The organism is Pseudomonas sp. Choline-02u-1, assembly GCF_002836515.1.
Classification (GTDB): Bacteria; Pseudomonadota; Gammaproteobacteria; order Pseudomonadales; family Pseudomonadaceae; genus Aquipseudomonas.
On sequence record NZ_PJBC01000065.1, the window covers coordinates 111,593 to 137,749 of the forward strand.

Annotated in this window: 21 protein-coding genes; 6 read left to right on the forward strand and 15 right to left on the reverse strand. The window is 60.7% G+C overall.

Translation table 11 applies throughout. The annotated features are described in order from the left end of the window. Nucleotides 1–60: 60 nt before the first annotated feature. Nucleotides 61–948, forward strand: a complete 888-nt coding sequence (locus CXF97_RS22020; protein WP_101161012.1) for an acyltransferase — start codon at nt 61–63, stop codon at nt 946–948. Between the two features lies 1 nt (nt 949). Here the strand turns inward: CXF97_RS22020 and CXF97_RS22025 are convergent, their stop codons facing one another. The 9 genes from CXF97_RS22025 to CXF97_RS22065 all read right to left on the reverse strand — a co-directional run bounded on the left by CXF97_RS22025 (nt 950) and on the right by CXF97_RS22065 (nt 11,661). After that, nucleotides 950–1,507 carry a DUF2780 domain-containing protein gene (locus tag CXF97_RS22025; protein WP_101161015.1) on the reverse strand — a complete coding sequence of 186 codons (558 nt, stop codon included), beginning with the start codon at nt 1,505–1,507 and terminating at the stop codon, nt 950–952. A gap of 187 nt (nt 1,508–1,694) precedes the next feature. After that, the gene (fdhA, locus tag CXF97_RS22030; protein ID WP_101161018.1) at nt 1,695–2,894 is read right to left on the reverse strand and encodes a formaldehyde dehydrogenase, glutathione-independent; all 1,200 of its coding nucleotides are present in this window, start codon (nt 2,892–2,894) and stop codon (nt 1,695–1,697) included. A gap of 154 nt (nt 2,895–3,048) precedes the next feature. Then, nucleotides 3,049–3,906 carry a formyltetrahydrofolate deformylase gene (purU, locus tag CXF97_RS22035; protein ID WP_101161020.1) on the reverse strand — a complete coding sequence of 286 codons (858 nt, stop codon included), beginning with the start codon at nt 3,904–3,906 and terminating at the stop codon, nt 3,049–3,051. A gap of 123 nt (nt 3,907–4,029) precedes the next feature. Next, nucleotides 4,030–4,662 carry a sarcosine oxidase subunit gamma gene (locus tag CXF97_RS22040; protein WP_016772832.1) on the reverse strand — a complete coding sequence of 211 codons (633 nt, stop codon included), beginning with the start codon at nt 4,660–4,662 and terminating at the stop codon, nt 4,030–4,032. A 149-nt stretch (nt 4,663–4,811) separates the two neighbouring features. Beyond that, nucleotides 4,812–7,829: a sarcosine oxidase subunit alpha gene (locus CXF97_RS22045; RefSeq protein WP_101161023.1), complete on the reverse strand. Its 3,018-nt coding sequence runs from the start codon at nt 7,827–7,829 to the stop codon at nt 4,812–4,814. Beyond that, a complete protein-coding gene (locus tag CXF97_RS22050) occupies nt 7,826–8,155 on the reverse strand; it encodes a sarcosine oxidase subunit delta (protein WP_041476749.1) in 330 nt (109 codons plus the stop codon). The genes CXF97_RS22045 and CXF97_RS22050 overlap by 4 nt, the downstream gene beginning before the upstream one ends. A 14-nt stretch (nt 8,156–8,169) precedes the next feature. After that, nucleotides 8,170–9,420: a sarcosine oxidase subunit beta gene (locus CXF97_RS22055; RefSeq protein ID WP_003177603.1), complete on the reverse strand. Its 1,251-nt coding sequence runs from the start codon at nt 9,418–9,420 to the stop codon at nt 8,170–8,172. A 21-nt stretch (nt 9,421–9,441) separates the two neighbouring features. After that, the gene (gene glyA / locus CXF97_RS22060) at nt 9,442–10,695 is read right to left on the reverse strand and encodes a serine hydroxymethyltransferase (protein ID WP_024014589.1); all 1,254 of its coding nucleotides are present in this window, start codon (nt 10,693–10,695) and stop codon (nt 9,442–9,444) included. Nucleotides 10,696–10,950: 255 nt separating this feature from the next. Beyond that, nucleotides 10,951–11,661 carry a TraX family protein gene (locus CXF97_RS22065; protein ID WP_101161026.1) on the reverse strand — a complete coding sequence of 237 codons (711 nt, stop codon included), beginning with the start codon at nt 11,659–11,661 and terminating at the stop codon, nt 10,951–10,953. 126 nt (nt 11,662–11,787) lie between these two features. On the opposite strand from CXF97_RS22065, the gene CXF97_RS22070 reads away from it, so the two are divergent. The 4 genes from CXF97_RS22070 to CXF97_RS22085 all read left to right on the forward strand — a co-directional run bounded on the left by CXF97_RS22070 (nt 11,788) and on the right by CXF97_RS22085 (nt 15,694). Then, the gene (locus CXF97_RS22070; RefSeq protein ID WP_016986284.1) at nt 11,788–12,828 is read left to right on the forward strand and encodes a low specificity L-threonine aldolase; all 1,041 of its coding nucleotides are present in this window, start codon (nt 11,788–11,790) and stop codon (nt 12,826–12,828) included. 159 nt (nt 12,829–12,987) lie between these two features. After that, nucleotides 12,988–13,473, forward strand: a complete 486-nt coding sequence (locus CXF97_RS22075) for an Hcp family type VI secretion system effector (protein WP_101161029.1) — start codon at nt 12,988–12,990, stop codon at nt 13,471–13,473. Continuing rightward, entirely contained in the window at nt 13,470–14,933 is a 1,464-nt protein-coding gene (locus tag CXF97_RS22080) for a hypothetical protein (RefSeq protein ID WP_256589892.1), read from the forward strand. The genes CXF97_RS22075 and CXF97_RS22080 overlap by 4 nt, the downstream gene beginning before the upstream one ends. After that, the gene (locus CXF97_RS22085; RefSeq protein WP_101161034.1) at nt 14,930–15,694 is read left to right on the forward strand and encodes a hypothetical protein; all 765 of its coding nucleotides are present in this window, start codon (nt 14,930–14,932) and stop codon (nt 15,692–15,694) included. Before CXF97_RS22080 ends, CXF97_RS22085 begins: the two co-directional genes overlap by 4 nt. A 58-nt stretch (nt 15,695–15,752) precedes the next feature. Here the strand turns inward: CXF97_RS22085 and gbcB are convergent, their stop codons facing one another. After that, a complete protein-coding gene (gbcB, locus tag CXF97_RS22090; RefSeq protein ID WP_016772824.1) occupies nt 15,753–16,853 on the reverse strand; it encodes a glycine-betaine demethylase subunit GbcB in 1,101 nt (366 codons plus the stop codon). A gap of 296 nt (nt 16,854–17,149) precedes the next feature. Here gbcB and gbcA point away from each other — a divergent pair, with 296 nt between their 5' ends. Continuing rightward, entirely contained in the window at nt 17,150–18,445 is a 1,296-nt protein-coding gene (gene gbcA / locus CXF97_RS22100) for a glycine-betaine demethylase subunit GbcA (protein ID WP_039757637.1), read from the forward strand. A 753-nt stretch (nt 18,446–19,198) separates the two neighbouring features. On the opposite strand, the gene CXF97_RS22105 is transcribed toward gbcA, so the two are convergent. The 5 genes from CXF97_RS22105 to dgcA form a co-directional block, all read right to left on the reverse strand. Then, nucleotides 19,199–19,765 carry a GNAT family N-acetyltransferase gene (locus tag CXF97_RS22105; protein ID WP_101161037.1) on the reverse strand — a complete coding sequence of 189 codons (567 nt, stop codon included), beginning with the start codon at nt 19,763–19,765 and terminating at the stop codon, nt 19,199–19,201. A 219-nt stretch (nt 19,766–19,984) separates the two neighbouring features. Then, nucleotides 19,985–20,755 carry an electron transfer flavoprotein subunit beta gene (locus CXF97_RS22110; protein WP_101161040.1) on the reverse strand — a complete coding sequence of 257 codons (771 nt, stop codon included), beginning with the start codon at nt 20,753–20,755 and terminating at the stop codon, nt 19,985–19,987. Nucleotides 20,756–20,764: 9 nt separating this feature from the next. Further along, a complete protein-coding gene (locus CXF97_RS22115; protein WP_101161043.1) occupies nt 20,765–21,985 on the reverse strand; it encodes an electron transfer flavoprotein subunit alpha/FixB family protein in 1,221 nt (406 codons plus the stop codon). Continuing rightward, nucleotides 21,985–23,934: a dimethylglycine demethylation protein DgcB gene (gene dgcB / locus CXF97_RS22120; protein ID WP_101161046.1), complete on the reverse strand. Its 1,950-nt coding sequence runs from the start codon at nt 23,932–23,934 to the stop codon at nt 21,985–21,987. The genes CXF97_RS22115 and dgcB overlap by 1 nt, the downstream gene beginning before the upstream one ends. 158 nt (nt 23,935–24,092) lie before the next feature. Further along, nucleotides 24,093–26,153, reverse strand: coding sequence for a dimethylglycine demethylation protein DgcA (gene dgcA / locus CXF97_RS22125; protein WP_101161048.1), 2,061 nt, complete (start codon nt 26,151–26,153; stop codon nt 24,093–24,095). Nucleotides 26,154–26,157: the final 4 nt, after the last annotated feature.

Consider the following 26,157-nt stretch of genomic DNA (forward strand, 5'->3'; position numbering starts at 1 on the left):
TTGGCCTGCCGCGCGAAGCTGCTTATCATGGCCCGCCCCTGACATTTAATAGAGTTGCTTATGCGCCGCCTGCTCACCGGCTGTTTCGTCACCCTGCTGCTGTTGCTCAACACCCTGATCCTGATCGGGCCACTGATGGTGTTCGCCCTGCTCAAACTGGTCGCACCCGGGCGCTGGCGTGACTGTGCATCCGGGGCGGTGATGTGGATTGCCGAGACCTGGGCCGAAATCGACAAGCTGATCTTTCAGCTGTGTATCCCGACGCAGTGGGACATACGCGGCGGCGACGATCTGCGCCGCGACACGTCCTATCTGGTGGTCAGCAACCATCAGTCGTGGGTCGACATTCCGGCGCTGATCCAGACCCTCAACCGGCGCACGCCGTTCTTCAAATTCTTTCTGAAAAAAGAGCTGATCTGGGTGCCGTTCCTGGGCCTGGCGTGGTGGGCGCTGGATTACCCGTTCATGAAGCGCTACACCAAAGCCTTTCTGGCGAAGAACCCGGAACTGGCGGGCAAGGATCTGGAGATCACCAAAGCGGCGTGCGAGCTGTTCAAGCGCCAGCCCGTGACAGTGGTCAATTATCTGGAGGGCACCCGCTACACCCTGGCGAAAAGCACGCAGCAGGCATCGCCGTTCAACCACCTGCTCAAACCCAAGGCCGGTGGCGTGGCGTTTGTGCTGGCGGCAATGGGCGAACAGCTCGACGCGATGCTCGATGTGACGGTGGTGTATCCGCAGGAGAAAATTCCGGGCTTCTGGGACCTGATCAGCGGCAACGTGCCACGCGTGATCATCGACATCCGCACCCGCGAACTCGACCCCTCGCTGTGGCAGGGCGATTACGAGAAGGATCCGGCGTTTCGTCTGCGCGTCCAGAACTGGGTCAACCAGCTCTGGACCGAGAAGGATCAGCGCATCGTCGCGTTGCGCAACGAGCGCCGCTGACTCAGCTGCCGGTGCCGGTGCCCCAGATGTTGCCCAGGCTGCTCAACAGCGAACCGCCGACGCCCTGCTGACCCAAGTACTGCAACAGCACCGGGGCAAACTGGCCGATCATGCCAGTGTCCATGCCCAGCGCGCTGAACGCGTTGTTGAGGTCGTTGCTGTCTTTGACATTGCCCAACGCATTCTCAAGGCCAGCAGACTTGCCGGACGAACCGAGCAACGCCCCGAGCGCCGCCAGATTGCCGCTGCCACCGGACAACTTGTCGATGCCCGGCACTTCCTTGGCCAGTTGCGAGTAGTCGGTGCTGCTCAATTGATTCTTCGCCAGACCCAGCATCGCACTGGTGCCGCCCACCGCTTGCTCTGGTGTCACGTCCAGCGCACTCAGGGCACTGAGCAGACCGGCGGTCTCCGAGGTCGGCGCAGCCGCCGCGGCCTTGTCGCCACCCTGCATGCCCGACACCGCACCGGCCACGTCATTCAGGCTGAAACCGGCAAATACCGGCCCCGCTGCCAGGGTCAGGAGCGATGCCAGGGCAAAACCGCGTGAAATCTTCATTCAGACATCCTCTTGGGGAAAAGCTGCCACCGGGTAACGGCGACGAAACTGGCGGTTTGACCGGGGATCGGGTGGCATGTTCCGGGTTGCAGATCCATTTTCAGCTACGATCCGTCGAGAAAATGTGAAAAGCACGACAATAAAAAACGGCGACCCTCGGGTCGCCGTCTTCTGTTGCGGTAAGACCTTAAGCCGCACTGAACAACTTGTGCGGGTCGATCACAAACTTCTTCGGCACACCGGCATCGAACTCGCCGTAGCCTTCCGGCGCCTGATCGAGGCTGATGACCTGCACGCCGACCACTTCGGCGATGTTGATGCGATCCCACATGATCGCCTGCATCAACTGGCGATTGTATTTCATCACTGGCGTTTGCCCAGTGTGGAAGCTGTGGGATTTGGCCCAGCCCAGACCGAAGCGGATGCTCAGACTGCCCATTTTCGCGGCGGCGTCGACGGCGCCCGGATCTTCGGTGACGTAAAGGCCGGGGATACCGATCTTGCCGGCCACGCGTACCACGCCCATCAGCGAGTTGAGCACCGTGGCCGGGGCTTCGGCCTTGACGCCGTCGTGGCCGTGGCCGCGTGCTTCGAAACCGACGCAGTCCACCGCGCAGTCGACTTCCGGCTCGCCCAGCAGTGCAGCGATCTGTTCGTGCAGCGGAGTGTCCTTGGACAGGTCGACGATTTCAAAACCCTGGGCTTTGGCGTGAGCCAGGCGGATGGTGTTGACGTCGCCGACGATCACTACCGCCGCGCCGAGCAGACGTGCCGAAGCGGCAGCCGCCAGACCGACCGGACCGGCGCCAGCGATGTACACGGAGCTGCCCGGGCCAACGCCAGCAGTGACGGCGCCGTGGTAACCGGTCGGGAGGATGTCGGAGAGGCAGGTCAGGTCGCGGATTTTCTCCATGGCCTTGTCGCGGTCCGGAAGTTTCAGCAGGTTGAAGTCGGCGTACGGCACCAGCACGTATTCGGCCTGGCCGCCGGTCCAATCGCCCATGTCGACGTAACCGTAAGCGCCACCGGCACGGGCCGGGTTGACGGTCAGACAGACGCCGGTGTGTTGCTCTTTGCAGGAACGGCAGCGCCCGCAAGCCACGTTGAACGGCACGGAAACCAGATCGCCGATTTTCAGGTTTTCGACGTCAGAGCCCTTTTCGATCACCTCACCGGTGATCTCGTGGCCCAGCACCAGACCGGTCTGCGCCGTGGTCCGGCCGCGCACCATGTGCTGGTCGGAGCCGCAAATGTTGGTGGAGACCACTTTGAGGATGACCCCGTGTTCGATCTTGCGACCGCGCGGATCCTGCATTTTCGGATAGTCGATTTTCTGTACTTCGACCTTGCCAGCGCCGAGATACACCACACCACGATTGCCAGACATGCTTTCACCTCGCTGTTGTTTTTATGGAACTGCGTTGCCCCGGTTGGGCAGCGCGTTGAGTGCTCGGTAAATCAAAAGATCGCAGCCTTCGGCAGCTCCTACATGGATCGCATCCCCCTGTAGGAGCTGCCGAAGGCTGCGATCTTTTGGCGATCTAGAGAACGACGGTTCTGTTGGCGTTCAGGAACACCCGTCTTTCGATGTGATACCCAACCGCCCGCGCCAGCGTCAGGCCTTCGATATCGCGCCCCTTGGCGATCAGATCCTCGGGGTAATGACTGTGATCCACCGCCTCGACGCCCTGAGCAATGATCGGCCCTTCATCCAGATCGTTATTGATGTAATGCGCCGTCGCGCCGACCAGTTTCACGCCTTTGTTGTAAGCCTGGTGATACGGTTTGGCGCCCTTGAAGCCCGGCAGCAGCGAGTGATGAATGTTGATCGCCTTGCCATCGAGCTTGCGGCACAGCTCCGGCGACAGCACCTGCATGTAGCGAGCGAGGATCACCAGTTCGGCACCGGCTTCTTCGATCACCTGCCAGACCTGACGCTCCTGCGCCGGTTTGTCGTTGGGGTCGAGAGGGAAATGGTAGTAGGGAATCTGGTGCCAGTCGGCCAGCGGCTTGAGATCCGGATGGTTGGACACCACCGCCGCCACGTCCATCGACAACTGGCCGATGCGCTGGCGGTAGAGCAAGTCGTTGAGGCAGTGATCAGCCTTGGAGACCATGATCACCACTTTCGGCCGGTAGTTCGGTGCGGTCAGCTCAAACAGCATGCCGAACGCTTGCCCGCGCTCGGCCAGGCCTTCGCGGAAGGACTGCTCGTCGAAGCCGTCCGGCTGGCGGAATTCGACGCGAATGAAGAAGCGCCCCGAGAGGCGGTCATCGAACGAGTGATGCTCGGTGACGTAGCAGCCCTGCTCGAACAGAAAACGCGTGACCGCGTCCACCGTGCCGAGGACGCTGGGGCAGTCGGCGGTCAGAATCCATGTGTCTGGGGCGCGGCTCATATTTTTTCCTCTGATCGTTCCCACGCTCTGCGTGGGAACGCCGCCATGGACGCTCTGCGTCCGCTCTTGGGACGCGGAGCGTCCCGGGATGCATTCCCACGCGGAGCGTGGGAACGATCATCATCAGGCCTGAACGCTAAGGCCGTACTCGGCCGAAGCATCCTGCAACCACAACCACCAGTAATCCGAGAAGCTGCGACGGATCAGCAACTCCCAGGTGTCTTCGGCCGTGTGTCGAATCATCAGCTGCGACTTGGCGAACACCGTGCCCACCGCTTTACCGACCGGGAAGTTGTTCGGGTGCACGTCATAGCTGGTGGATTTCATCAGCACCTGACGCACGTTCGGTCCGCTCAGTTCGAGGATCTGCTGGCCGCCGCTGACGTTCACGATAGCAATGTGCAGATCACCCAGCGCTTCGCGCAGTTTCTGCTCGGCGGCGAATTCTTCGCCGCTTGGCACGATCAGCAGCCACTCGTCCGGGCCCATCCATTGCAGGCTGGTTTCGCCTTTGACGATCACGCTCAGCGCGCCGGGCAATTCAATGCCAAGCGCTTTGTGCACACCGGCCGCGAACGCCGCGTCGTGGCCATCGCCACGAATGGTCAGGTGGCCGAGGAGTTTTTTCTCACGCACGATCACGCCGGCGTTTTTGCGGCCCTTGCCGACCAGGCTGGCGAGGTCGGCATGGTGCAGCGACGACTCGGCACGGGCACCGGTAGTCGGGCGTTGTTGGTAAACATTGGCTGTGGTCATAAAGCACCTTCTGAATTCTGTTGGTTCCGGCCCTTGTGGTGGCGGTACCGCCGCCTTCGCGAGCAAGCCCGCTCCCACATTTGACCGCATTCCCCTGTGGGAGCGGGCTTGCTCGCGAATAGCCGCCCGCCAACCGCTCCCGGGGGCTGTCAGATGTTCTGCCGCTCACCCTTCGGATCGAAGAACACCGAAGAAACGATTTCCGCCTCGATCACGCTGCCATCGGCCAGCGGAGCGAACACCCGCTCGCCCAGGCGCTTGAGACCGCCCTTGACCACACCCATGGCAAACGAATAACCGAGGGAGTTGTGTGCGTAGCTGGAGGTCACGTGGCCGACCATGGTCATCGGGATCGCCTGCTTGGTGTTGAACACCAGTTGCGCACCTTCCGGCAGCCATTTGGCCGGATCGATCGGTTTGAGGCCCACCAACTGTTTGCGCTGCTCCTTCACGCAATCTTCGCGGTTCATGCCGCGCTGGCCGATCCACGAGAACGGTTTGGTGCGACCGACACACCAGCCCATGTTCAGGTCGTCCGGGGTCATCGAGCCGTCGGTGTCCTGGCCGACGATGATGAAACCCTTCTCGGCCCGCAGCACGTGCATGGTTTCGGTGCCGTACGGCGTCAGGTTGTACTGCTTGCCGGCCTCGACGATTTTCTCCAGCACGCCCATCGCATAATCGGCCTGGACGTTGACTTCGTACGACAACTCACCGGTGAACGAGATACGGAACACCCGCGCCGGCACATCGCCGACCATGCCTTCTTTCCAGGTCATGAACGGGAACGCTTCGTTGCTCAGATCGATGTCGGTCACGGCGCTGAGCAGCTTGCGGCTGTTCGGCCCGGAGAGGGTCATGGTCGCCCAGTGGTCGGTGACCGAGGTGAAGTACACCTTCAAGTCCGGCCATTCAGTCTGGTGGTACAGCTCCAGCCACTGCAGTACGCGGGCAGCGCCGCCGGTGGTGGTGGTCATGACGAAATGGTTGTCGGCCAGACACGCCGTGACACCGTCGTCAAAGACCATGCCGTCTTCCTTGCACATCAGACCGTAGCGGGCCTTGCCCACGTCGAGCTTGGTCCAGGCGTTGGTGTACACGCGGTTGAGGAATTCGCGGGCATCGGGGCCTTGAATGTCGATCTTGCCGAGGGTCGAGGCATCAAGCAGGCCGACGCTGTCGCGCACGGCTTTGCATTCGCGCTTGACCGCCGCGTGCAGGTCTTCACCGTTTTTCGGGAAGTACCATGGACGCTTCCACTGACCGACGTCTTCAAACTCGGCGCCGTTCTTCACGTGCCAGGCATGCAGTGCGGTGTAGCGCACCGGTTCGAAGATGTGCCCGCAATGCCGACCGGCCACGGCGCCGAAGGTCACCGGCGTGTAGTTCGGACGGAACATGGTGGTGCCCATCTGCGGGATCGTCACGTTCAAGGAACGTGCGGCAATCGCCAGACCGTTGACGTTGCCGAGCTTGCCCTGATCGGTGCCGAAGCCCAGCGCGGTGTAGCGTTTGACGTGCTCGACCGACTCGAACCCTTCGCGGGTCGCCAGTTCGATGCCGCCGGCAGTGACGTCGTTCTGGAAGTCGACAAATTGCTTCGGGGCACGCGCCGAATTCTTCTCGTGCGGCACCTGAAACAGCGCCAGGGTCGGCTCTTCAAGACGGCTGAGCGCTTTCGGCAACACGCCTTCAACCGTCTGGAAACCGGCTTCGGCAGCAGCGCGCACGCCACCTTCAAAACCGTCGGCCAGCGAATCGCCAAGCGCGTAAACGCCATTGACGCCACCGACGCACACGCGCTTCTGCGGTGCTTCGCCCGGTACGAAACCGAGAATGTCTTCACGCCAGACCGGTTTGCCACCGAGGTGCGACGCCAGGTGAACCACCGGGCTGTAACCGCCGGAGCTGGCCACCAGATCGCAATCGAGCCATTCACCCGGACTGGTCACGGCGTGGGCCTTTACGTCAATCGCGGCGACGCGGGCGGCGGTCACGCGCTTGCTGCCGCGCACTTCGATGACGGCGCTGCCGGTGAGGATGCGAATGCCTTTGGCACGCGCTTCTTCCACCAGCGCACCACGCGGGTTGCTGCGCGCATCGGCGATGGCGACCACTTGCAGACTGGCATCGAGCCAATCCAGAGCGACGCGATAGGCGTGATCGTTGTTGGTCGACAGCACCAGTTTTTTGCCCGGCGCTACGCCATAACGACGCACGTAAGTCGACACCGCACCGGCAAGCATGTTGCCCGGCACGTCGTTGTTGCCATAGACCAGCGGACGCTCATGGGCGCCGGTCGCCAGCACCACACGCTTGGCGCGCACACGGTGGATGCGCTGCCGCACCTGACCGATCGGCGCACGGTCACCGAGGTGATCGGTGAGGCGCTCGTGAATGGTCAGGAAGTTGTGGTCGTGGTAACCGTTGACCGTGGCGCGCGGCAAGAGCAGCACGTCCGGGGTGTTCTTCAGCTCGGCGAGGACGCTGGCGACCCACTCCATCGCCGGTTTGCCGTCGAGGCTTTCGCGCGAGTCGAGCAGGCTGCCGCCGAACTCTTCCTGCTCATCGGCCAGAATCACCCGGGCACCGCTGCGCGCAGCGGCCAGGGCAGCGGCGAGACCGGCCGGGCCGGCACCGACGATCAGCACGTCGCAGTGCTGGTTCATGTAGTCGTAGGTGTCTGGATCGTTCTCGGTCGGCGAACGGCCGAGGCCGGCAGCCTTGCGGATGTACTTCTCGTAGGTCATCCAGAACGATTGCGGGTACATGAAGGTTTTGTAGTAGAAACCCGGCGGCATCAGCTTGCCGCCGACCTTGCCGAGAATCCCCATCATGTCGTTGTTGACGCTCGGCCAGCCGTTGGTGCTGGTCGCGACCAGACCTTGGTACAACGCCTGTTGCGTGGCGCGCACGTTGGGAATCTGCGTGGCTTCGGTGGCGCCGATCTGCAGCACGGCGTTCGGCTCTTCGGAACCGGCGGCGAAGATGCCGCGAGGACGCGAATACTTGAAGCTGCGGCCGATGATATCGACGCCGTTGGCGATCAGTGCGGCGGCCAGCGAGTCGCCTTCATAGCCTTTGTAGGTCTGGCCGTTGAAGGTGAAGCTCAGCACTTTGTTGCGGTCGATCCGTCCACCGTTGGACAGGCGATTGGTCTGGCTCATACCTTCTCTCCCAGCGCCGTCGTGGCTGTTTTTGCAGCGCCAGCCTTGTCGGTGAATTGCGGCTTCTCGCCGATCTTGTAGCTCTCGAGAATCTCGTAGGTCACGGTATCGCGAGTGACGTTGAAGTACTGGCGGCAACCGGCGACGTGGTCCCACAGCTCGTGGTGCAACCCGCGTGGGTTGTCACGGAAGAACATGTAGTCGCCCCACTCCTCGTCGGTGCAGGCGTTCGGATCCAGTGGACGCGGGATATGCGCCTGGCCGGATGCATGGAATTCCTCTTCGGAGCGCAGTTCGCCGCAGTGAGGACAGAAGATGTGCAACATAGGGATTTCTCCTGTTAGTGGGCGACGGCAGCAGCGCCGTGTTCGTCGATCAGTGCGCCGTTGTGGAAACGGTCGATGGAAAACGGTGCGGCCAGCGGGTGCATTTCACCCTTGGCCAGACTCGCGGCAAACACGTTGCCCGAGCCGGGTGTAGCCTTGAAGCCACCGGTGCCCCAACCGCAGTTGAAGAACATGTTCGGTACCGGAGTTTTCGAAATGATCGGGCAGGCGTCCGGGGTGGTGTCGACGATGCCGCCCCACTGGCGGTTCATGCGCACGCGGGACAGCACCGGGAACATCTCGACGATCGCTTGCACGGTGTGCTCGATCACCGGGTACGAACCTCGCTGGCCGTAACCGTTGTAGCCGTCGATACCGGCGCCGATCACCAGGTCGCCCTTGTCGGACTGGCTGATGTAACCGTGCACGGCGTTGGACATGATCACGCTGTCGATAATCGGCTTGATCGGCTCGGACACCAGCGCTTGCAGCGGGTGGGATTCGATCGGCAGACGGAAACCGGCGAGCTTGGCCATGTGCCCGGAGTTACCGGCAGTGACCACACCGACGCGCTTGGCACCGATGAAGCCCTTGTTGGTTTCGACGCCGATGCACACGCCGTTTTCCTTGCGGAAACCGATCACTTCGGTCTGCTGGATCAGGTCCACGCCCAAGGCATCGGCGGCACGGGCAAAGCCCCAGGCCACGGCATCGTGACGGGCGACGCCGCCGCGACGCTGCACGGTGGCGCCCATCACTGGGTAGCGGGTGTTCTTCGAGCAGTCGAGGTACGGAATCTCGTCCGCGACTTGCTTGGCGTTGAGCAGTTCACCATCAACGCCGTTGAGGCGGTTGGCGCTGACCCGACGCTCGGAATCACGGATGTCCTGCAGGGTGTGGCACAGGTTGTAAACGCCACGCTGGGAGAACATCACGTTGTAGTTGAGGTCCTGCGACAGGCCTTCCCACAACTTCATCGCGTGTTCGTACAGGTGCGCCGACTCGTCCCACAGGTAGTTGGAACGCACGATGGTGGTGTTGCGCGCGGTGTTACCGCCGCCGAGCCAGCCCTTCTCGACCACGGCGACGTTGGTGATGCCGTGCTCCTTGGCCAGATAGTAGGCCGTCGCCAGGCCGTGCCCGCCGCCGCCGACGATGACCACGTCGTAGACTTTTTTCGGGGTGGGCGTGCGCCACATGCGCTGCCAGTTTTCGTGGTGGCTGAGCGAGTGTTTGAACAGGCCGAAGCCGGAATAGCGTTGCATAGTCATTACTCCAAAACCGACTCAGCGATAAACCGGGAAGTCTGCGCACAGCGCCGACACCTGTTGCGCGACATTGGCCTCGACATCGGCGTCACCGAGGTTGTCGAGGATGTCGCAGATCCAGCCGGCGAGGGTTTCGCACTGGCTGACCTTGAAGCCGCGCGTGGTCACCGCCGGGGTGCCGATGCGCAGGCCCGAGGTCACGAACGGCGACTGCGGGTCGTTCGGCACGGCGTTCTTGTTCACGGTGATGTGAGCACGGCCCAGCGCAGCGTCGGCGTCTTTGCCGGTCAGGCCCTGACGGATCAGGCTGACCAGGAACAGATGGTTGTCGGTGCCGCCGGAGACGACGTCGTAGCCACGCTTGATGAACACGCTGGCCATCGCCTGAGCGTTGTCGATCACTTGTTGCTGATAGGCCTTGAAACCCGGCTCCAGCGCTTCCTTGAAGCACACCGCCTTACCGGCGATGACGTGCATCAGCGGGCCACCCTGGGCGCCGGGGAACACTGCAGCGTTGAGCTTCTTTTCAATTTCTTCGTTGGACTTGGCCAGGATCAGCCCGCCACGCGGACCGCGCAGGGTTTTGTGGGTGGTGGTGGTGACCACGTCGGCGTACGGCAGCGGGTTCGGGTACAGGCCGGCAGCCACCAGACCGGCGACGTGAGCCATGTCGACGAACAGCAGCGCGCCAACCTTGTCCGCGATCTGACGGAAGCGCGGGAAGTCCAGTGTCTTCGAGTAAGCGGAGAACCCGGCGACGATCATTTTCGGCTTGCACTCGACGGCCAGACGCTCGACTTCGTCGTAGTCGATCAGCCCGGTGTCGGTGTTGATGCCGTACTGCACGGCGTTGTAGAGCTTGCCCGAAGACGACACTTTCGCGCCGTGGGTCAGGTGACCGCCGTGGGCCAGGCTCATGCCGAGAATGGTGTCGCCCGGCTGGATCAGCGCCAGGTACACCGCGCTGTTGGCCGAAGAACCGGAGTGCGGCTGGACGTTGGCGTAATCGGCGCCGAACAGTTGCTTGGCGCGTTCGATAGCCAGCGCTTCGACTTTGTCCACGTGCTCGCAGCCGCCGTAATAGCGCTTGCCCGGATAGCCTTCGGCGTATTTGTTGGTCAGGCCGCTGCCTTGCGCCTGCATGACGCGCTTGCTGGTGTAGTTCTCCGACGCGATCAGCTCGATGTGATCTTCCTGACGTTGCTCCTCGGCATTCATCGCCGCCAGCAGTGCATCGTCGTAACCCTGGATCTGGTCTTGCTTGCTGAACATCGCGTCTCTCCCAGCGGCATCTGTGCGCCATTCGTCTCGGTAAGGCACCGGCAATCGCAGCGGTGCCCTTTGATGCGATGGTATGGCTGGCTTCGAGTGTTCAAATGCCTGCGGGCGCCACGCAAAGGTGCGTTTACGACATGGCTGGAAATGACTGGACAATGCGTTCCCCTGTAGGAGCTGCCGAAGGCTGCGATCTTTTGACTTTGACTTTGAAGATCAAAAGATCGCAGCCTTCGGCAGCTCCTACAGGGGTTATGCGATCAACTGGCGGGCGGCGAGCAGCAGGAGGAAATGCGCCGGATAAAGCGCATACGCCCAGCGCCGCATCGCTGGCGGCTGAAGGTGTCGCAGATGTCGCAACAGGAACATTCCCAGCACTGGCGCAAACAGACACGTCGCCAGACCGAGAATCGCCACGCAGTTGCCGAACCGCGCCGATTCGAGCAACACCTGCCATTGGTTCGCCGCCAGACAGACCAGCCCCGGCAACAGACTGAAATACAACGGCCGCCGAAATATCAGCAGCATCGCCAATGGCAGCAGCACGCCGAAGAAACCGAACATCAGCCGATCTGAAAAAAACGCCCCAGCTACCAGCGCGGCCAATGCGAGCAACCGCGAAATCGATGCCGAATCCTGCCAACCCCGCGCCACCAGCAGCCCCAACGCCAGAGTCGGCATCACGTTCAACGTGTCAGGCTCGGGAATGTACAAGCGATAAGGAATTTCACTGATGGCACTGAACAGCAACAGCCAGCTCAGATATCGCCACTCCATCTTCCGCGAACCGTCGCGCGCCAGATTCGCCGCCATCGCCAGGCAAAACCATGGAAACGCCAGGCGACCTGGCACAAACAACCAGTCGACGGAGAAGCCGACATATCGCAGATGATCGAGCAACATGCTCAGCAGCGCCAACCACTTGAGCAGGTCCAGCGCACCGTCGCGTTGGCTCAGGTGCATAATCGGCCCATAAACTGGTAATTTTCCCCACCCGACATTGCATGTGCTCCCCGGAAGATCTTCGGTAAAGTGCGCATCCTCATTGACCACGAGCCTTCACAAGAGTCTCGATTACGGAAGCCGGCCATGACCGACAAGAGCCAACAATTCGCCAGCGACAACTATTCCGGTATCTGCCCTGAAGCCTGGGCAGCCATGGAACAGGCCAACCACGGCCACCAGCGCGCTTACGGCGACGATGAATGGACCGCCCGTGCGGCCGATCATTTCCGCAACCTGTTCGAAACCGACTGCGAAGTGTTCTTCGCCTTCAACGGCACCGCCGCCAACTCGCTGGCCCTGTCGTCGCTGTGCCAGAGTTACCACAGCGTGATCTGCTCGGAAACCGCCCACGTCGAAACCGACGAATGCGGCGCCCCGGAATTCTTCTCCAACGGTTCGAAGCTGCTGATCGCCGGCACCGAAAACGGCAAGATCACCCCGCAATCGATCCGCGAAGTCGCGCTCAAGCGCCAGGACATTCACTACCCGAAACCGCGTGTGGTGACCCTGACTCAAGCCACTGAAGTCGGCAGCGTCTACACCCCGGAAGAAGTCCGCGCCATCAGCGCAACCTGCAAGGAACTGGGCCTGCACCTGCACATGGACGGCGCGCGGTTCTCCAACGCCTGCGCATTCCTCGGCTGCTCGCCCGCCGACCTGACCTGGAAAGCCGGCGTCGACGTGCTGTGTTTCGGCGGCACGAAAAACGGCATGGCGGTGGGTGAAGCGATCCTGTTCTTCAACCACAAACTGGCCGAAGACTTCGACTACCGCTGCAAGCAGGCCGGGCAACTGGCGTCGAAGATGCGCTTTTTGTCGGCACCGTGGGTCGGCATTCTGGAAAACGACGCCTGGCTCAAATACGCCCGCCACGCCAACCACTGCGCGCAGCTGCTGGCAGAACTGGTCAGCGACATTCCCGGCGTCGAACTGATGTTCCCGGTGCAGGCCAACGGCGTGTTCCTGCAACTGTCCGAGCCGGCCATCGCTGCGTTGACTGCAAAGAACTGGCGTTTCTACACCTTCATCGGCAAGGGCGGCGCACGATTCATGTGCTCCTGGGACACCGAAGAAGAGCGCGTGCGCGAACTGGCGCGCGATATTCGCGAGGTCATGTCGGCCTGATTCCCCTCCCTAGTTGCATTCCCATGCTCAGCACGGGAATGCAACCCAGAGGCTGCGCGTCGCAGACCTGCATTTTCAGAATCGGACTACACCAAGGCCTACAGAAAGCACAAAAAACCCGCCATAGACTGCCCGCTCCCGATTCAAGGAGCGCACGCGATGGCAATTCCCGGCTACATGACGATCATGGGCAAGACCCAAGGGCTGATTTCGGCAGGCTGCTCAACGCCTGATTCGGTCGGCAACAGATATCAGGCGGCACACACCGATCAAATCATGGTGCTGTCGTACAGCCACAACCTCGCCAACCTCGACAACTCTCACCGAGCCACCCACGCGCCGGTCATTGTCACCAAAGTCGTCGACAAATCTTCACCGCTGCTGGCCCAGGCACTGGCCAACCGTGAAGAGATCGACTGCAAGATCAACTTCTACCGAACCTCCCCTCAGGGTCAGCAGGAAAAATACTTTTCTGTCTCGATCGACGGTGCGGTGCTCACCGAACTGAACCTGGATATGCCCCACGTCATTCTGCACAGCGACGCTGAGCCTCAGGAGCAGGTCGCCATTCGTTATCGTGGTATCAGCTGGGTGCATCACCTCGCCGGGACCAGTGGCCATGCCTCATGGGGCGAAGAAGGTTGAGCGATCAACGCCACGACCTCAGCGACGTTCGACACGCTGCCGGCAAGCTGCTCGCACAGGCACAGACAGTCGGCTCACGTCATCTGGCATTCGGCAGTGCGCGCGTGCAGTTCAATCAGGAGGTCGCGCGCTTCGCCAAGGGCATTGTCGATGATGTCGCCAGCGGCCGCCTTTCAGCGGACATGGGCCTTGACGCCCTTGCACAGGAACAGCGTCATCTTCTGAACCAATCCAGAGTTCTGGTACGCGGCACCAAAGGTGCCGTTCCTGAAGGGGTAAAAAAAAGCCCATTATCGATGCTCAGGCAGCCTGCCTCGCGCTCCGATCCAGACAGGTTGCTGCGCGCGATTCATCAGCAGAACCTCAGGGTGGCACGCGTCAATAACAGCAGCACCGCGCGCAGCCCTCACCCCGTCAACGACTTGAAGTTCTTCCCCAGCGAGCACTGGCCGCAAGATCGTCCGGCCCCGTCAGAGCCGGGGTTTTACATCGTGCCGAAAAGCATTGTCGCCGAGAAGCTTGAGGCACAACTGCTCCCCTCCGCCAACCCGAATGTCATCGCCAGATTCAGGAGTCTGAATCCGAACCCGGACATGATTAAAGCGGGTTCGATGATCGTGCTGAGCGACCCTGACAATCAGCAATGCACATACGAAGAAGCATTGCTGATGCAGACCGCCCGTTTCGTCAGTGCGACGCTGGAACCACTGACCTTGGAAGAAGCGGATTTCATGGCGCAGCACTATGGCGTGATCCAGACCGCACTCGCCTATGAATCAAAAGTGATCGGGGTCGTCACGGCCATGGCAGCCAATCATCTGGATGGCATAAAAAATGTCCTCGCGGATCTTGAGCAGCTGCATGTTCATACGCTGGACGCAAAAAACCACCGGGTCTCTGAAGAATTCATAAACAAGCGTGACCAATTACTCAAAAAGCTGGACGTCCAACTCAATCGGTTCACCCGACAGAGTATTGGCATCCCCGATTACCCGAGCCTGAAGACCACTCTAGGCATTGATCATCCCTATCTTGTGCACCACTGGCGAAAAGCCGGCGGCATCGGCCAGAACCCAGGTTATGCCACGCATATTCGGGCAGTCAGCCAAGCATCACAGTACGTTAAATATGGCGGCTGGATCGGTACAGCGGTGGGTGGTGGCGCCTCCGCCTTAAAGGTGCAGGATGTCTGCATGCACGGAAGCGCGGAGGCATGTGAAAAAGTGAAGTTCACGGAGAGCGGAAGCTTTTTGGGTGGTGTGGGTGGCGGAATGGTTGCCGGCGCGCTCGTAAGCTTGACTGCCTCAACGATTTGCGTAGGCGCTGGCCTCCCGACAGGCGGGCTTGGCACTGTACTTTGCAGTGCGCTACTGGCAGGACTCGGAAATTACGCCGGCGGGACTTTGGGCGAGAAAGGCGGCGAACGGATCGCACAGAAAGTATACGAGGCTGTTAAATGACTCTTCGTACTTCAGAGAAAATATTCTTGTTGATTGGTATTGTAGACTTCGTCGGCATATTTATTTTGATAGGAGTGATGTTATATGTCGCGAAAACAAAGACCGAAACCATATTGAACCATCTAACAAACAGTTCTATTTCGAGCAGACTGATAATGCTTTGGCACGGAGGTCCTTGGGGCAAAATCTACATGATGGGAGAAGTGTTCGACATCATGCGAAACCCTGAACTTTACATTTACACCGGAAAACTTTGCGCGAAAGACTTCGAAAACTTCCCCAAAAAACTGAAAAAGAACCTGATTATTTTATACAAACTGGTTTTCATTTTTTTTGCAATTATGATGTGCTTGGGAATAAGCTCATCCGTAGATCAAATTAACAATATCGTAAAAGATCCAATTGTGATCATGACACTGGTGAGTTTCACAGGTCTTTTAGTGGTAAATGGAATTTTACTTTATACCGCCAAGAGAAGACTGGAAACGATCCTAAATAGCCTGAAACGCAGTTCAATCACATCGTCTTTGCTCATGTTATGGCAAGCGGGCCTGGGGGGACGTATTTATATGTTGGGTGAGATTTTCGGCATCCTCAAAAAACCCGCACGGTACATTTCTCAAGGCAAAGTCAGCGCAAGAGACGTTAAGAATTTCCCGCCAAAACTCAAACGCGACCTGCTCACACTGAATAAATACCAGCAAATATTTGGCTTTGCCTTTGTGGGCTTCGGCCTGCTCGCTTTGTTCGGGCTGATTTGAAATTGCACTTTCCCGGTCGATCTCCTCATTTAGGAGATCGACCCAAGTTCATGGCTATTTAAAACTCAATCCGCACATCCCCCTTCGGCACGCTGCAGCACGACAGGATAAATCCTTCCGCCTCGTCATCCTCGGTAATCCCGCCGTTGTGTTCCATCTCCACTTCGCCGCCCAGTTTCATCACCTTGCACGTTCCGCAGATACCCATGCCGCAGGCTTTCGGGATCATCAGGCCGAGTTTGGCGGCGGCTGCGTGCACGGTTTCGCCCGGGCCGACGCGGATGCTTTTGCCGGAGGCGGTGAATTCGACCTGGTGCAGATCCGCTGCGTCGATTTCCGGCGCATCGGCGGCTTGTTCGGCCTGTTCCACCGCGTCGGCGCGGGCCTCGGGTGGCGTGGCGCCGAAGGATTCTTCGTGGTAACGCGACATGTCGTAGCCGGCCGCTTCCAGCAGGCGCTTGACCGCAGTCATGTATGGCGTCGGGCCGCAGCAGAACACTTCGCGTTCGAGGAAGTCCGGAACCATCAGTTCGAGCATCTTGTGATTCAGATAACCGCGATAACCGGCCCATGGCTCACCGAGGCCGTGCTTTTCACAGATCAGGTGCAGGCTGAAGTTGTCGATCCGCGACGCCATGTGCTCGAGCTCGCGGTGATAGATGATGTCTTTTGGCGAGCGCGCGCTGTGCACGAAGGTCATGTCGACGTTGGCGTTGGTGTCGTAGAACCAGCGCGCCATCGACATGCACGGGGTGATGCCGACGCCGCCGCTCAAATACAGAACCTTCGGGCTCGGGAAGTCGATCGCGTTGAACAGCCCGACCGGGCCGTGCACCGCCAACTCCTGCCCCTCATGCAAAGTGTCGTGCAACCAGTTCGAGACCTTGCCGCCCGGCACGCGTTTGATTGTCACAGAGAAGCTGTACGGCACCGACGGCGAGCTGGAAATCGTGTACGAGCGCATGATCGGCTGGCCTTCGATTTCCAGCTCCAGGGTGACGAACTGCCCCGGCTTGAAGAAGAACAGGATCGGCTGGTCGGCCATAAAGCAGAAGGTGCGCACATCCCAGGTTTCCTGGATGACTTTGACGCAACGGACAATGTGTCGGCCATTGGCCCAGGTCTGGGTGGTGACCGGATTCAGGAAGCTGTTGGACATGCTGTTCTCCACGGCCGACTGTCGGCCTCTTGTCGGCGATTCTGCGTATAGCGCAGACCGTGCGTTTACCTATCCGCGACATTGACATACTTATCGCGACCAGCCCTTGAACACCGGGCCTTGCGCGTCGGGAACAGATTGCACCATGTCGCCCATGGATAAGGTTCGGGGCAGCGCCGGCCCCACACTCGCCCCAACACAAGACGATTTCTTTACACCTTGCGTAGCAACCGTTTTGCAGTACACCTGATCAGCCACTTTCGCCGGCCACGCAGAGGGCCATGAGGATTACATCGATGGACGTCACCGCAAAAATCAGCCTGGGCGATCCGCTGGAACCCGCACGCAAGGCCACCGCACAAATGCTCCAGGAACGCGAGCGGACCTTTTCCCTGCCGCAGCCGTTCTACAGCGACGAGCGCCTGTTCGATATCGACATGCAGGAGATCTTTCAGAAAGAGTGGTTGATCGCCGGCATGACCTGCGAAATCCCGGCCAAGGGCAACTACCTGACTTTGCAGATCGGCAAGAACCCGATCATCGTCATTCGCGGCGCCGAAGGTGTGGTGCATGCCTTCCACAACGTCTGCCGCCACCGTGGCTCGCGCCTGTGCACCAGTGAAAAAGGCAAGGTCGCGAAACTGGTCTGCCACTACCACCAGTGGACGTATGAACTGGACGGGCGCCTGCTGTTCGCCGGCACCGAGATGGGCGCCGACTTCGACATGAAGCAGTACGGCCTCAAACCGGTGAACGTGAAAACCGCCGGTGGCTACATCTTCATCAGCCTGGCGGAAAACCCGCCGGCCATCGATGATTTCCTGTCGACGCTCAACCACTACATGGAACCGTACGACATGGAGAACACCAAGGTGGCGATCACCACCACCTTGATGGAAAAGGCCAACTGGAAACTGGTGCTGGAAAACAACCGCGAGTGCTACCACTGCAACGCGTCGCACCCGGAGCTGCTGAAGACCCTGCTGGAGTGGGACGACGTCACCGACCCGCGCGCCGATCAGGCGTTCAAGGATCACGTCGCCGCCTCCGCCGCTGCCTGGGAAGCCGAGAAGATCCCTTACGCCCACGCCAGTTTCGGCTTGCGCAACCGTATCGTGCGCATGCCGCTGCTCAAGGGCACCGTGTCGATGACCCTCGACGGCAAGCAAGGCTGCGCGAAACTGATGGGCCGGATCAAGAACCCGGACCTGGGCTCGATGCGCATCCTGCACCTGCCGCATTCGTGGAACCACTGCATGGGCGATCACATCATCGTCTTCACCGTTTGGCCGATCAGCGCCCAGGAAACCATGGTTACCACCAAGTGGCTGGTGCACAAAGACGCGGTGGAAGGTGTCGATTACGACGTTGAGCGCATGCGTCAGGTGTGGGACGCGACCAACGATCAGGACCGGCGTCTGGCTGAAGAAAACCAGCGCGGGATCAACTCCACGGCCTACCAGCCAGGGCCTTACTCGAAGACTTACGAGTTTGGCGTGGTCAACTTCGTCGATTGGTACAGCGAGCGGATGCTGAACAACCTCGGGGCCGAGCCTGCGCCTTATCTCAAAGGCGTACCGGTTCAGGGCTGATCAAGAGCAAAAGATCGCAGCCTTCGGCAGCTCCTACAGCTGGAATGCATTCCAGCTGTGGGAGCGGGCTTGCTCGCGAAGGCGTCCTGCCAAATACCACACCCCCAAAGCAGATTGCACAATTTCTGATCAACCACCCCCCACCCATACCCACCAAGCCCTCCAGCCTTCCGCGAACAACTTATCCACATGCCCACCCACAGCAAATGGGGGTAACTGTGTGTGAGTCGGAAATTATCCTGCTGATTTGCAAAGAAAAACCGTGACTTTTGCAAAAGCACGGATCGCCAAAACGTCTGATTGTTTTTTGATCAGCTCGCTGTAAGCCACGCAAAATAAGGCCCGTAGCGGGTAGCGAACACGTTATCCACAGAAGCGCCAACAGAGAACGGGGGTAACTTTGTCTCGTCTGTGGAAAAGCGCATGAAACTCGGGAAAAACCCGCGCTCAAGAGGATTTCGTTGCAGCAGAGCTCCATTTGAGCAAAATCTGAGCAATTCTTTGTAGGCCTCGATTTATAAGGCTCTTGGCAGACGACGAACATCTTATCCACAGAGGCACCAACAGAGATTGGGGGCAACTCGAAGCGTTATCCCGTGGAAAACTCTGTAAAAACCGCCACTTAGATTGATTGTTTTTTGATCTGAGGCCTGCAAGCCGCTGCGGATATGGCTTGCAGCGAGGGACGAACACGTTATCCACAGACTGACCAACAGCGATTGTGTGTAACCCCTCAGGAGTGGATAACCTGATTCATGCTCTGTACATCAAATGGGCGTCGCCCGTTACCCGTATCATCGGATGGGGGACAACTTCGCAGGTTTTCACAATGCCGAAGCCATGACGCTCATAAAAGCGGCGCGCGCCAGTGTTGGCCGCATAGTCGATCAGGCTCAGACCATTCAGCCCGAGCTGCTCGGCGCGCGTCTGAGCATGCCGAAGAAACTGCACACCCAACCCTTGGTTGCGCCAGCCTTCGTGCAGCGCCAGGCTGGAGATGTACAACGAATCCAGCACTTCCATATCCGCATACGGCGCCAGTACCGGATCGGTGGGCGGCGTCGGTTCAGGATCTTCGCGCATGGCGTAACTGTGCATCATGCCAACGACGCCCCCTTCCGCCTCGGCGATGAGACAGTTCTGCCAGGAAAAATCCACATCGTCGCGGGCATAACGTCGCTCCCCGACGTCCAGCAGCGCCTCTCCGGGCGCCGCCAACTGGCTCCAGATGTAATCCGAAGCGCCCTCCGACGAAATCTGAAACAAACGTGCGATATCGCGCGCATCCGTGCGACGGGCAGGTCGAAACTCAACAGCCATTCACTTGACTCCTCGCGTTCGAGTTGGGGTTTTAACCTGTGGTTGAAGCTGATCGCAAAGGAATGCGGAGGTTTTTCCATGTCAACAAATGACAGCCTGCCGAACACGCACCTGTGGGAGCGGGCTCGCTCGCGAAGAGGCCGAGTCAGTCAACATCAATGTCGCCCGACACACTGCTATCGCGAGCAAGCCCGCTCCCACAAGGAATTGGGTGCAGTGTCAGCGGACAACACCTTCTTCGATGAGGAGTTTGAGAATCGCTTCGGCACCCGCCTGCGCAGTGACGCCTTTGAGCACTTGCCCACCGCCGCCACTGGCTTTTGCGGTAGCGGCTTTCATCCGGTCGGCGCCGCTCTTGGCCTTGATCACTTTCAAACGCTTGGGCCGTGGCTTGGCCGGTTGCAGCGTGGCGACGGCCAGGAGTTGGTCATCCACCACCTCAACTTCATCAGCCTGTAACTCGCCCCGTCGCGCCGGTCCGTAAGCACTTTGCCGAGGCTTCGGCGCGGCGTTATCCACAGTCGCCAGAAACGGCAGTTTCACCTTCAAGCGCCGCCGCTGCCCGCGCGGCAACGCTTGCAGGACCAACGCCGAGCCGTCATTGATCGATTCGACCTGCGCCAGGCCCACCACCAGTGGCCAGCCCAGACTTTCAGCCAGCAGGAACGGCAACATCCCCGAGCCTTCCCCGGTTTCCGCCTGGCTGCCGGTCAGCACCACCTGCGCGCCGGCATCGCGCAGGTATGCGGTCAGCGCCGGCAACGCATCAGCGCCAGCCGGTTGTTCAAGCACGTGCATCTGCTCCAGGCCCATGCCCAAATACGCACGCAATGCCGGTTCGGCAACATCACCGGCGTGCAGCACTTGCAGGTTATCCCCAGCCAGTTGCAGGCCCAGTTCGACCGCGCGGGCGTCCTGTTCGGCGCGCCGTGGCCGGCCGGAGGTCGGGTGGGCGCCGATCGAAACCAGACTGATAACGTTCGTGTTCATAGGGTTTCCTTAAGCCGCATCGCGCTTGGCTTCGTTGCGGTAAGCCGCGACCGCTTCGATCAACGCTTGCAGAATCTCTGCGCTTTCGCCGATCACCGAGAGGTCGGCACGCTTGATCATGTCGCAACCCGGATCGAGGTTGATCGCCACCACCTTGTCGCAGGCGCCAATGCCTTGCAGATGCTGGATCGCTCCGGAGATACCCACGGCGACATACACCCGCGCGGTGACCCAGGTGCCGGACGCACCGACCTGGCGATCACGGGCCATGAAACCATCGTCCACGGCGACCCGCGACGCGCCCTCGGTGGCGCCGAGTGCAGCGGCGGTCTCGTGGAACAGCGACCAGTCCTTCACGCCGTTGCCACCGGAGAAAATGAATTCGGCTTCGGCCATCGGAATCGCGCCCGGGTCCACCGCTACGGCGCCGAGATCTTCGATTCGCGACAGGCTGCGCGCCACGCTTGTGGATAACTCCACTGGCAACGCTTCGTGACGGGTTTCGCTGACCGGCTCCGCGCATTCGGCAGCGGCGAGAATCAACCGCGCCACCGGACGGGCGAGGTCTTGCAGCCCGGCGCCAGCGCGGCCGATGCACTGCTGATCCTTGACTTGCCAGACCCGCGTTGCCGGGCGTTCGCCCAGTGCCGCAGCAAAGCGCCGGCCGAGTTCGCCGCCACCGCTGCGACTGTCCGGGAGCAGCCAGTGGCGCGGACTGAACTGGTTATCCACAGCCCGCAGCCCCTGCACCCGTTGTTCCGGTGCATAACCGCTGAACTCGTCGCCCTCGAGTACCAGCAAGCGGTCGACGCCGGCGGTTTCGAAAGCGGATTCCTTATGCTCGCCAAACACCACCGCCAACACCGCGCCGTCCGTGCCGGCCAGTTGATGAGCGAGGCCCAGCAGATCGCGGTCGTGACTGCTCAGGCGGCCACCGACCATATCCGGCACCACACTGATGTAGAACGCCGGAGCCGGTACCTGATGCAGCGGCAACTGCACTTCAACAGCAGCCGAACGTTTGACCGCCCCACCCTGCTGCGCGCCGCTGCGGTCAATGCGTTTGATGCCGTTAGGGCCGATAAAACCGATGCCATGCAGGTTCTTGCGGATAACGCCATTAGGCCCCATCCAGCTGTGTTGCGCCGGTTGCATGGCCGCGTGCAGCGGATGCAGGCGGTTGCGCGCAATCCATTCGGCGCGCGGGTCGCGGCGGATAATGTCGCTCATCAGTGCACCTCCGCAGGTTCACGTTTGGCCGGGGTGGCAGGCTTGCTTGGCGCGGCGTCCTCGAGCAGCGCGTCGGCGACCAGCTCGGCAATGTCCTTGATCAGCGGACGCGGTTCGACCACGCCTTCGAGCATCGCCGTGCATTGTGGACAACCCACGGCCACCAGTTCGGCGCCGGTCTCGCGGATGTCGTCCATGCGCATATCGGGAATGCGCTGTTTGCCCGGAATGTCCGTGATCGGCGCGCCGCCGCCGCCGCCGCAGCAACGCGAGCGGAAACCGGAACGCTGCATTTCTTTGACTTCGATACCGAGCGCACGCAGCACTTCGCGCGGTGCTTCGTATTCGCCGTTGTAGCGGCCCAGGTAGCACGGGTCGTGATAGGTCACGCTGTTGCCTTTGTGCTGCCCGAGGTTGAGCGCGCCGGCCTGAATGATCTCGGCCATGTAGGTGCTGTGGTGCTGCACCAGATAGTTGCCGTCGAAGGCCCCGTACTCGTTTTTCAACACATGGAAACTGTGCGGGTCGCAGGTAACGATGCGGTTGAAGCTGTATTTGGCCAGGGTCTGGATGTTGCGCTTGGCCAGCAACTGGAACGTCGCCTCGTCGCCGAGACGCCGCGCCACATCGCCGCTGTCACGTTCTTCAAGGCCGAGCACGGCAAAGTCGATTTTCGCCGCCTTCAGCACCTTGACGAAGGCACGCAAGGTGCGCTGGTTGCGCATGTCGAAAGCGCCGTCGCCGACCCAGAACAGCACGTCGGTGGATTGCTTCTCGCTGAGCAGATTGAGGTTCAGGTCCGCCGCCCAGTTCATCCGCCCGCCCGGGGCGAAACCGCCGGGGTTGTCGGTGGCGATGAGGTTTTCGAGCACTTCGGCGCCCTTGTTCGGCGTCGCGCCTTTTTCCAGGGTCAGATGCCGGCGCATGTCGACGATCGCATCGACGTGCTCGATCATCATCGGGCATTCCTCAACGCAGGCGCGGCACGTGGTGCACGACCACAGGGTTTCGGCATCGACCAGGCCGTTGACGATCGGTTGATGCGGATTGCCGCCGTGTTCGCCGATCGGTTTGCCTGGATACGGGCTACCGGCGAATTTTGCATCGGTGCCGCCCGCGAGGCCGACGACCATATCCTGAATCAGTTTTTTCGGGTTCAACGGCTGGCCGGCAGCGAACGCCGGGCACGCCGCTTCGCACTTGCCGCACTGCACGCAGGCGTCGAAACCGAGCAACTGGTTCCAGGTGAAATCCTTGGGTTTTTCCACGCCCAGCGGCGCATCGGGATTGTTCAGATCCAGCGGCTTCAAACCGGTCGAGCGCCCGCCACCGAAACGTTCGGGGCGGCGGTGCCAGGCCAGATGCAGGGCACCGGCGAAGGCGTGTTTCATTGGCCCGCCCCAGGTCATGCCGAAGAACAGTTCCGACACGCCCCACAACACGCCAATACCGAGAATGGCGGCGAGCACCCAACCGCCGAAGTTTTCCGGCAGGATCCCGGCCACCGGCAGGGTCACCAGGAAAAACGACGCGGAGAAGGCCAGCAGGCTTTTCGGCAGGCGCATCCAAGGGCCTTTCGACAGACGTGCAGGCGGATTGACGCGGCGCAGGTACATGAAGATCGCGCCGACGAACATTACTGCCGACATCAGCAACAAGGCGTAACCGAGGATGCGGTTATGCAGGCCGAAACCGTGCACCAGAATCGCCAGCACGATCGACGCCACCGCACCGCCCGCCGTGGCGACGTGGGTGTTGGCAATGTATTTGTCCCGCGCCACGACGTGGTGCAGGTCGACCATGTAGCGCTTGGGCATGGCCAGCAGACCGCCGAGCAGATCGACTTTCGCCGCCCGCCCCCGGCGCCACATGTTCATCCGCCGCAACGCGCCGAGGACAGCAAGGCCCAAGGCTGCGAACAACAGGATTGGAAGAAGGGTGTTCAACATGGTGAAGCTCCCAAAGACCACACAGGTCTACCGTCAAACTGGCCCGTAATGTGGGAGCGGGCTTGCTCGCGAAGGCGGCGCGTCAGTCGATGCATCCAGTGCCTGGTACATCGCTTTCGCGAGCAAGCCCGCTCCCACATTTGACCGAGTTCACCTCGTTAGAAATCCTTGCAGAGTCGCAGGGCGTCATAGATCGCGGCATGGGTATTACGCTGCGCCACACAGTCGCCGATGCGGAACAGCAAGTAGCCGTCGCCCGCTTCGCTCAGCGAAGGTTGCGGCTGGATCGCGAACAGCGCTTCGACGTCGATCTGGCCCTTGTTGCGCGAGCCGTCCTTGAGCGCGTAGTAGATTTCCTCGTCCGGGCGCACGCCGTTTTCGACGACCACCTGATCGACCACCCGCTCCTCTTTCGCGCCGGTGTATTCGTTCTCCAGCACCGCCACCAGCTTGTCGCCTTCGCGGTAGACCTTTTCCAGCATCATGTCGCCGGTCATGATCACTTCTTTCGGGTACATGCTGCGGTAGTAGGTCGGGAACGACGTACCGCCAATGGCCACGCCCGGTTTGATGTCGTCGGTGACGATCTCGACCTGGCTGCCCTTGTCGGCGAGGAAGTCGGCCACCGACATCCCGGTGAATTCGCAAATGGTGTCGTAGACCAGCACGTTCTTGCCCGGCGCGACTTTGCCGTCGAGCACGTCCCAGCTGCTGACCACCAACCCTTCGGCGGCGCCCCAGTGCTCGTTCTGCTCAAGATACGGATGCCCGCCGACCGCCAGCACCACCACGTCCGGACGCAGGTCCATGATGGTGTCGGCATCCGCCGCCGTGCCCAGGCGCAGATCGACTTTCAGCCGCGCCAGTTCCAGTTGGAACCAGCGAGTGATGCCGGCGATCTGGTCACGCTGCGGTGCTTTCGATGCGGTGGTGATCTGCCCGCCGATGAAGTCTTTTTTCTCGAACAGCGTGACGTCGTGGCCACGCTCGGCAGCCACGCGTGCGGCTTCCATCCCGGCCGGGCCGGCACCGACGATCACCACCTTGCGTTTCGGCCCGGTGGATTTCTCGATGATGTGCGGCACGCCCATGTACTCACGGGAGGTCGCGGCGTTCTGGATGCACAGCACGTCCAGCCCCTGATACTGACGGTCGATGCAATAGTTGGCGCCGACGCACTGCTTGATCTGGTCGATCTGGCCCATTTTGATCTTGGCGATCAGGTGCGGGTCGGCGATGTGCGCGCGGGTCATGCCGACCATGTCGACGTAACCACCCTCGAGAATCCGCGTGGCCTGGTTCGGGTCCTTGATGTTCTGCGCATGCAGCACCGGCACCTTGACCACTTCCTTGATCCCGGCAGCCAGGTGCAGAAACGGCTCCGGTGGATAACTCATGTTCGGAATCACGTTGGCCAGGGTGTTGTGCGTGTCGCAACCCGAGCCAACCACGCCGATGAAGTCGAGCATGCCGGTGTCGTCGTAATACTTGGCGATCTGCTTCATGTCCTCGTGGGACAAGCCGTCCGGGTGGAACTCGTCACCGCACAGACGTATGCCGACGCAGAAGTCGTCACCGACCTCGGCGCGCACGGCTTTGAGTACTTCGAGACCGAACTTCATCCGCCCTTCGAAGCTGCCGCCCCATTCATCGGTGCGCTTGTTGACGCGCGGGCTCCAGAACTGGTCGATCATGTGCTGGTGCACGGCCGACAGTTCGACGCCATCGAGGCCACCAGCCTTGGCCCGGCGCGCAGCCTGGGCGTAGTTGCCGATCACTCGCCAGATCTCTTCCGGCTCGATGGTTTTGCAAGTGGCGCGGTGCACCGGTTCACGGATGCCCGATGGCGACATCAGGGTCGGCCAGTTGAAACCGTCCCAGCGCGAGCGACGGCCCATGTGGGTAATCTGGATCATGATCTTGGCGCCATGCTTGTGCATGGCGTCGGCCAGATTCTGGAAGTGCGGAATGATCCGGTCGGTGGACAGATTGACCGAACTCCACCATTCCTGCGGGCTGTCGATCGCCACCACGGACGAACCACCGCAGATGGCCAGGCCGATGCCGCCCTTGGCTTTCTCTTCGTAGTATTTGACGTAGCGGTCGGTGGTCATGCCGCCGTCAGTCGCGTAGACCTCGGCGTGCGCGGTGCTGAGCACGCGGTTGCGGATGGTCAGTTTGCCGATCTGGATCGGCTGGAACATTGCTTCGAAAGCCATTTCA

Coding starts and splice junctions, on each gene's coding strand:
- fdhA (WP_101161018.1), bottom strand. CDS start 2,894: ATGTCTGGCAATCGTGGTGTGGTGTATCTCGGCGCTGGCAAGGTCGAA.
- purU (WP_101161020.1), bottom strand. CDS start 3,906: ATGAGCCGCGCCCCAGACACATGGATTCTGACCGCCGACTGCCCCAGC.
- CXF97_RS22040 (WP_016772832.1), bottom strand. CDS start 4,662: ATGACCACAGCCAATGTTTACCAACAACGCCCGACTACCGGTGCCCGT.
- CXF97_RS22020 (WP_101161012.1), top strand. CDS start 61: ATGCGCCGCCTGCTCACCGGCTGTTTCGTCACCCTGCTGCTGTTGCTC.
- gbcB (WP_016772824.1), bottom strand. CDS start 16,853: ATGTCCAACAGCTTCCTGAATCCGGTCACCACCCAGACCTGGGCCAAT.
- CXF97_RS22075 (WP_101161029.1), top strand. CDS start 12,988: ATGGCAATTCCCGGCTACATGACGATCATGGGCAAGACCCAAGGGCTG.
- dgcB (WP_101161046.1), bottom strand. CDS start 23,934: ATGTTGAACACCCTTCTTCCAATCCTGTTGTTCGCAGCCTTGGGCCTT.
- dgcA (WP_101161048.1), bottom strand. CDS start 26,153: ATGGCTTTCGAAGCAATGTTCCAGCCGATCCAGATCGGCAAACTGACC.
- glyA (WP_024014589.1), bottom strand. CDS start 10,695: ATGTTCAGCAAGCAAGACCAGATCCAGGGTTACGACGATGCACTGCTG.
- gbcA (WP_039757637.1), top strand. CDS start 17,150: ATGGACGTCACCGCAAAAATCAGCCTGGGCGATCCGCTGGAACCCGCA.
- CXF97_RS22045 (WP_101161023.1), bottom strand. CDS start 7,829: ATGAGCCAGACCAATCGCCTGTCCAACGGTGGACGGATCGACCGCAAC.
- CXF97_RS22025 (WP_101161015.1), bottom strand. CDS start 1,507: ATGAAGATTTCACGCGGTTTTGCCCTGGCATCGCTCCTGACCCTGGCA.
- CXF97_RS22110 (WP_101161040.1), bottom strand. CDS start 20,755: ATGAACACGAACGTTATCAGTCTGGTTTCGATCGGCGCCCACCCGACC.
- CXF97_RS22050 (WP_041476749.1), bottom strand. CDS start 8,155: ATGTTGCACATCTTCTGTCCTCACTGCGGCGAACTGCGCTCCGAAGAG.
- CXF97_RS22105 (WP_101161037.1), bottom strand. CDS start 19,765: ATGGCTGTTGAGTTTCGACCTGCCCGTCGCACGGATGCGCGCGATATC.
- CXF97_RS22070 (WP_016986284.1), top strand. CDS start 11,788: ATGACCGACAAGAGCCAACAATTCGCCAGCGACAACTATTCCGGTATC.
- CXF97_RS22065 (WP_101161026.1), bottom strand. CDS start 11,661: ATGCACCTGAGCCAACGCGACGGTGCGCTGGACCTGCTCAAGTGGTTG.
- CXF97_RS22115 (WP_101161043.1), bottom strand. CDS start 21,985: ATGAGCGACATTATCCGCCGCGACCCGCGCGCCGAATGGATTGCGCGC.
- CXF97_RS22085 (WP_101161034.1), top strand. CDS start 14,930: ATGACTCTTCGTACTTCAGAGAAAATATTCTTGTTGATTGGTATTGTA.
- CXF97_RS22055 (WP_003177603.1), bottom strand. CDS start 9,420: ATGCAACGCTATTCCGGCTTCGGCCTGTTCAAACACTCGCTCAGCCAC.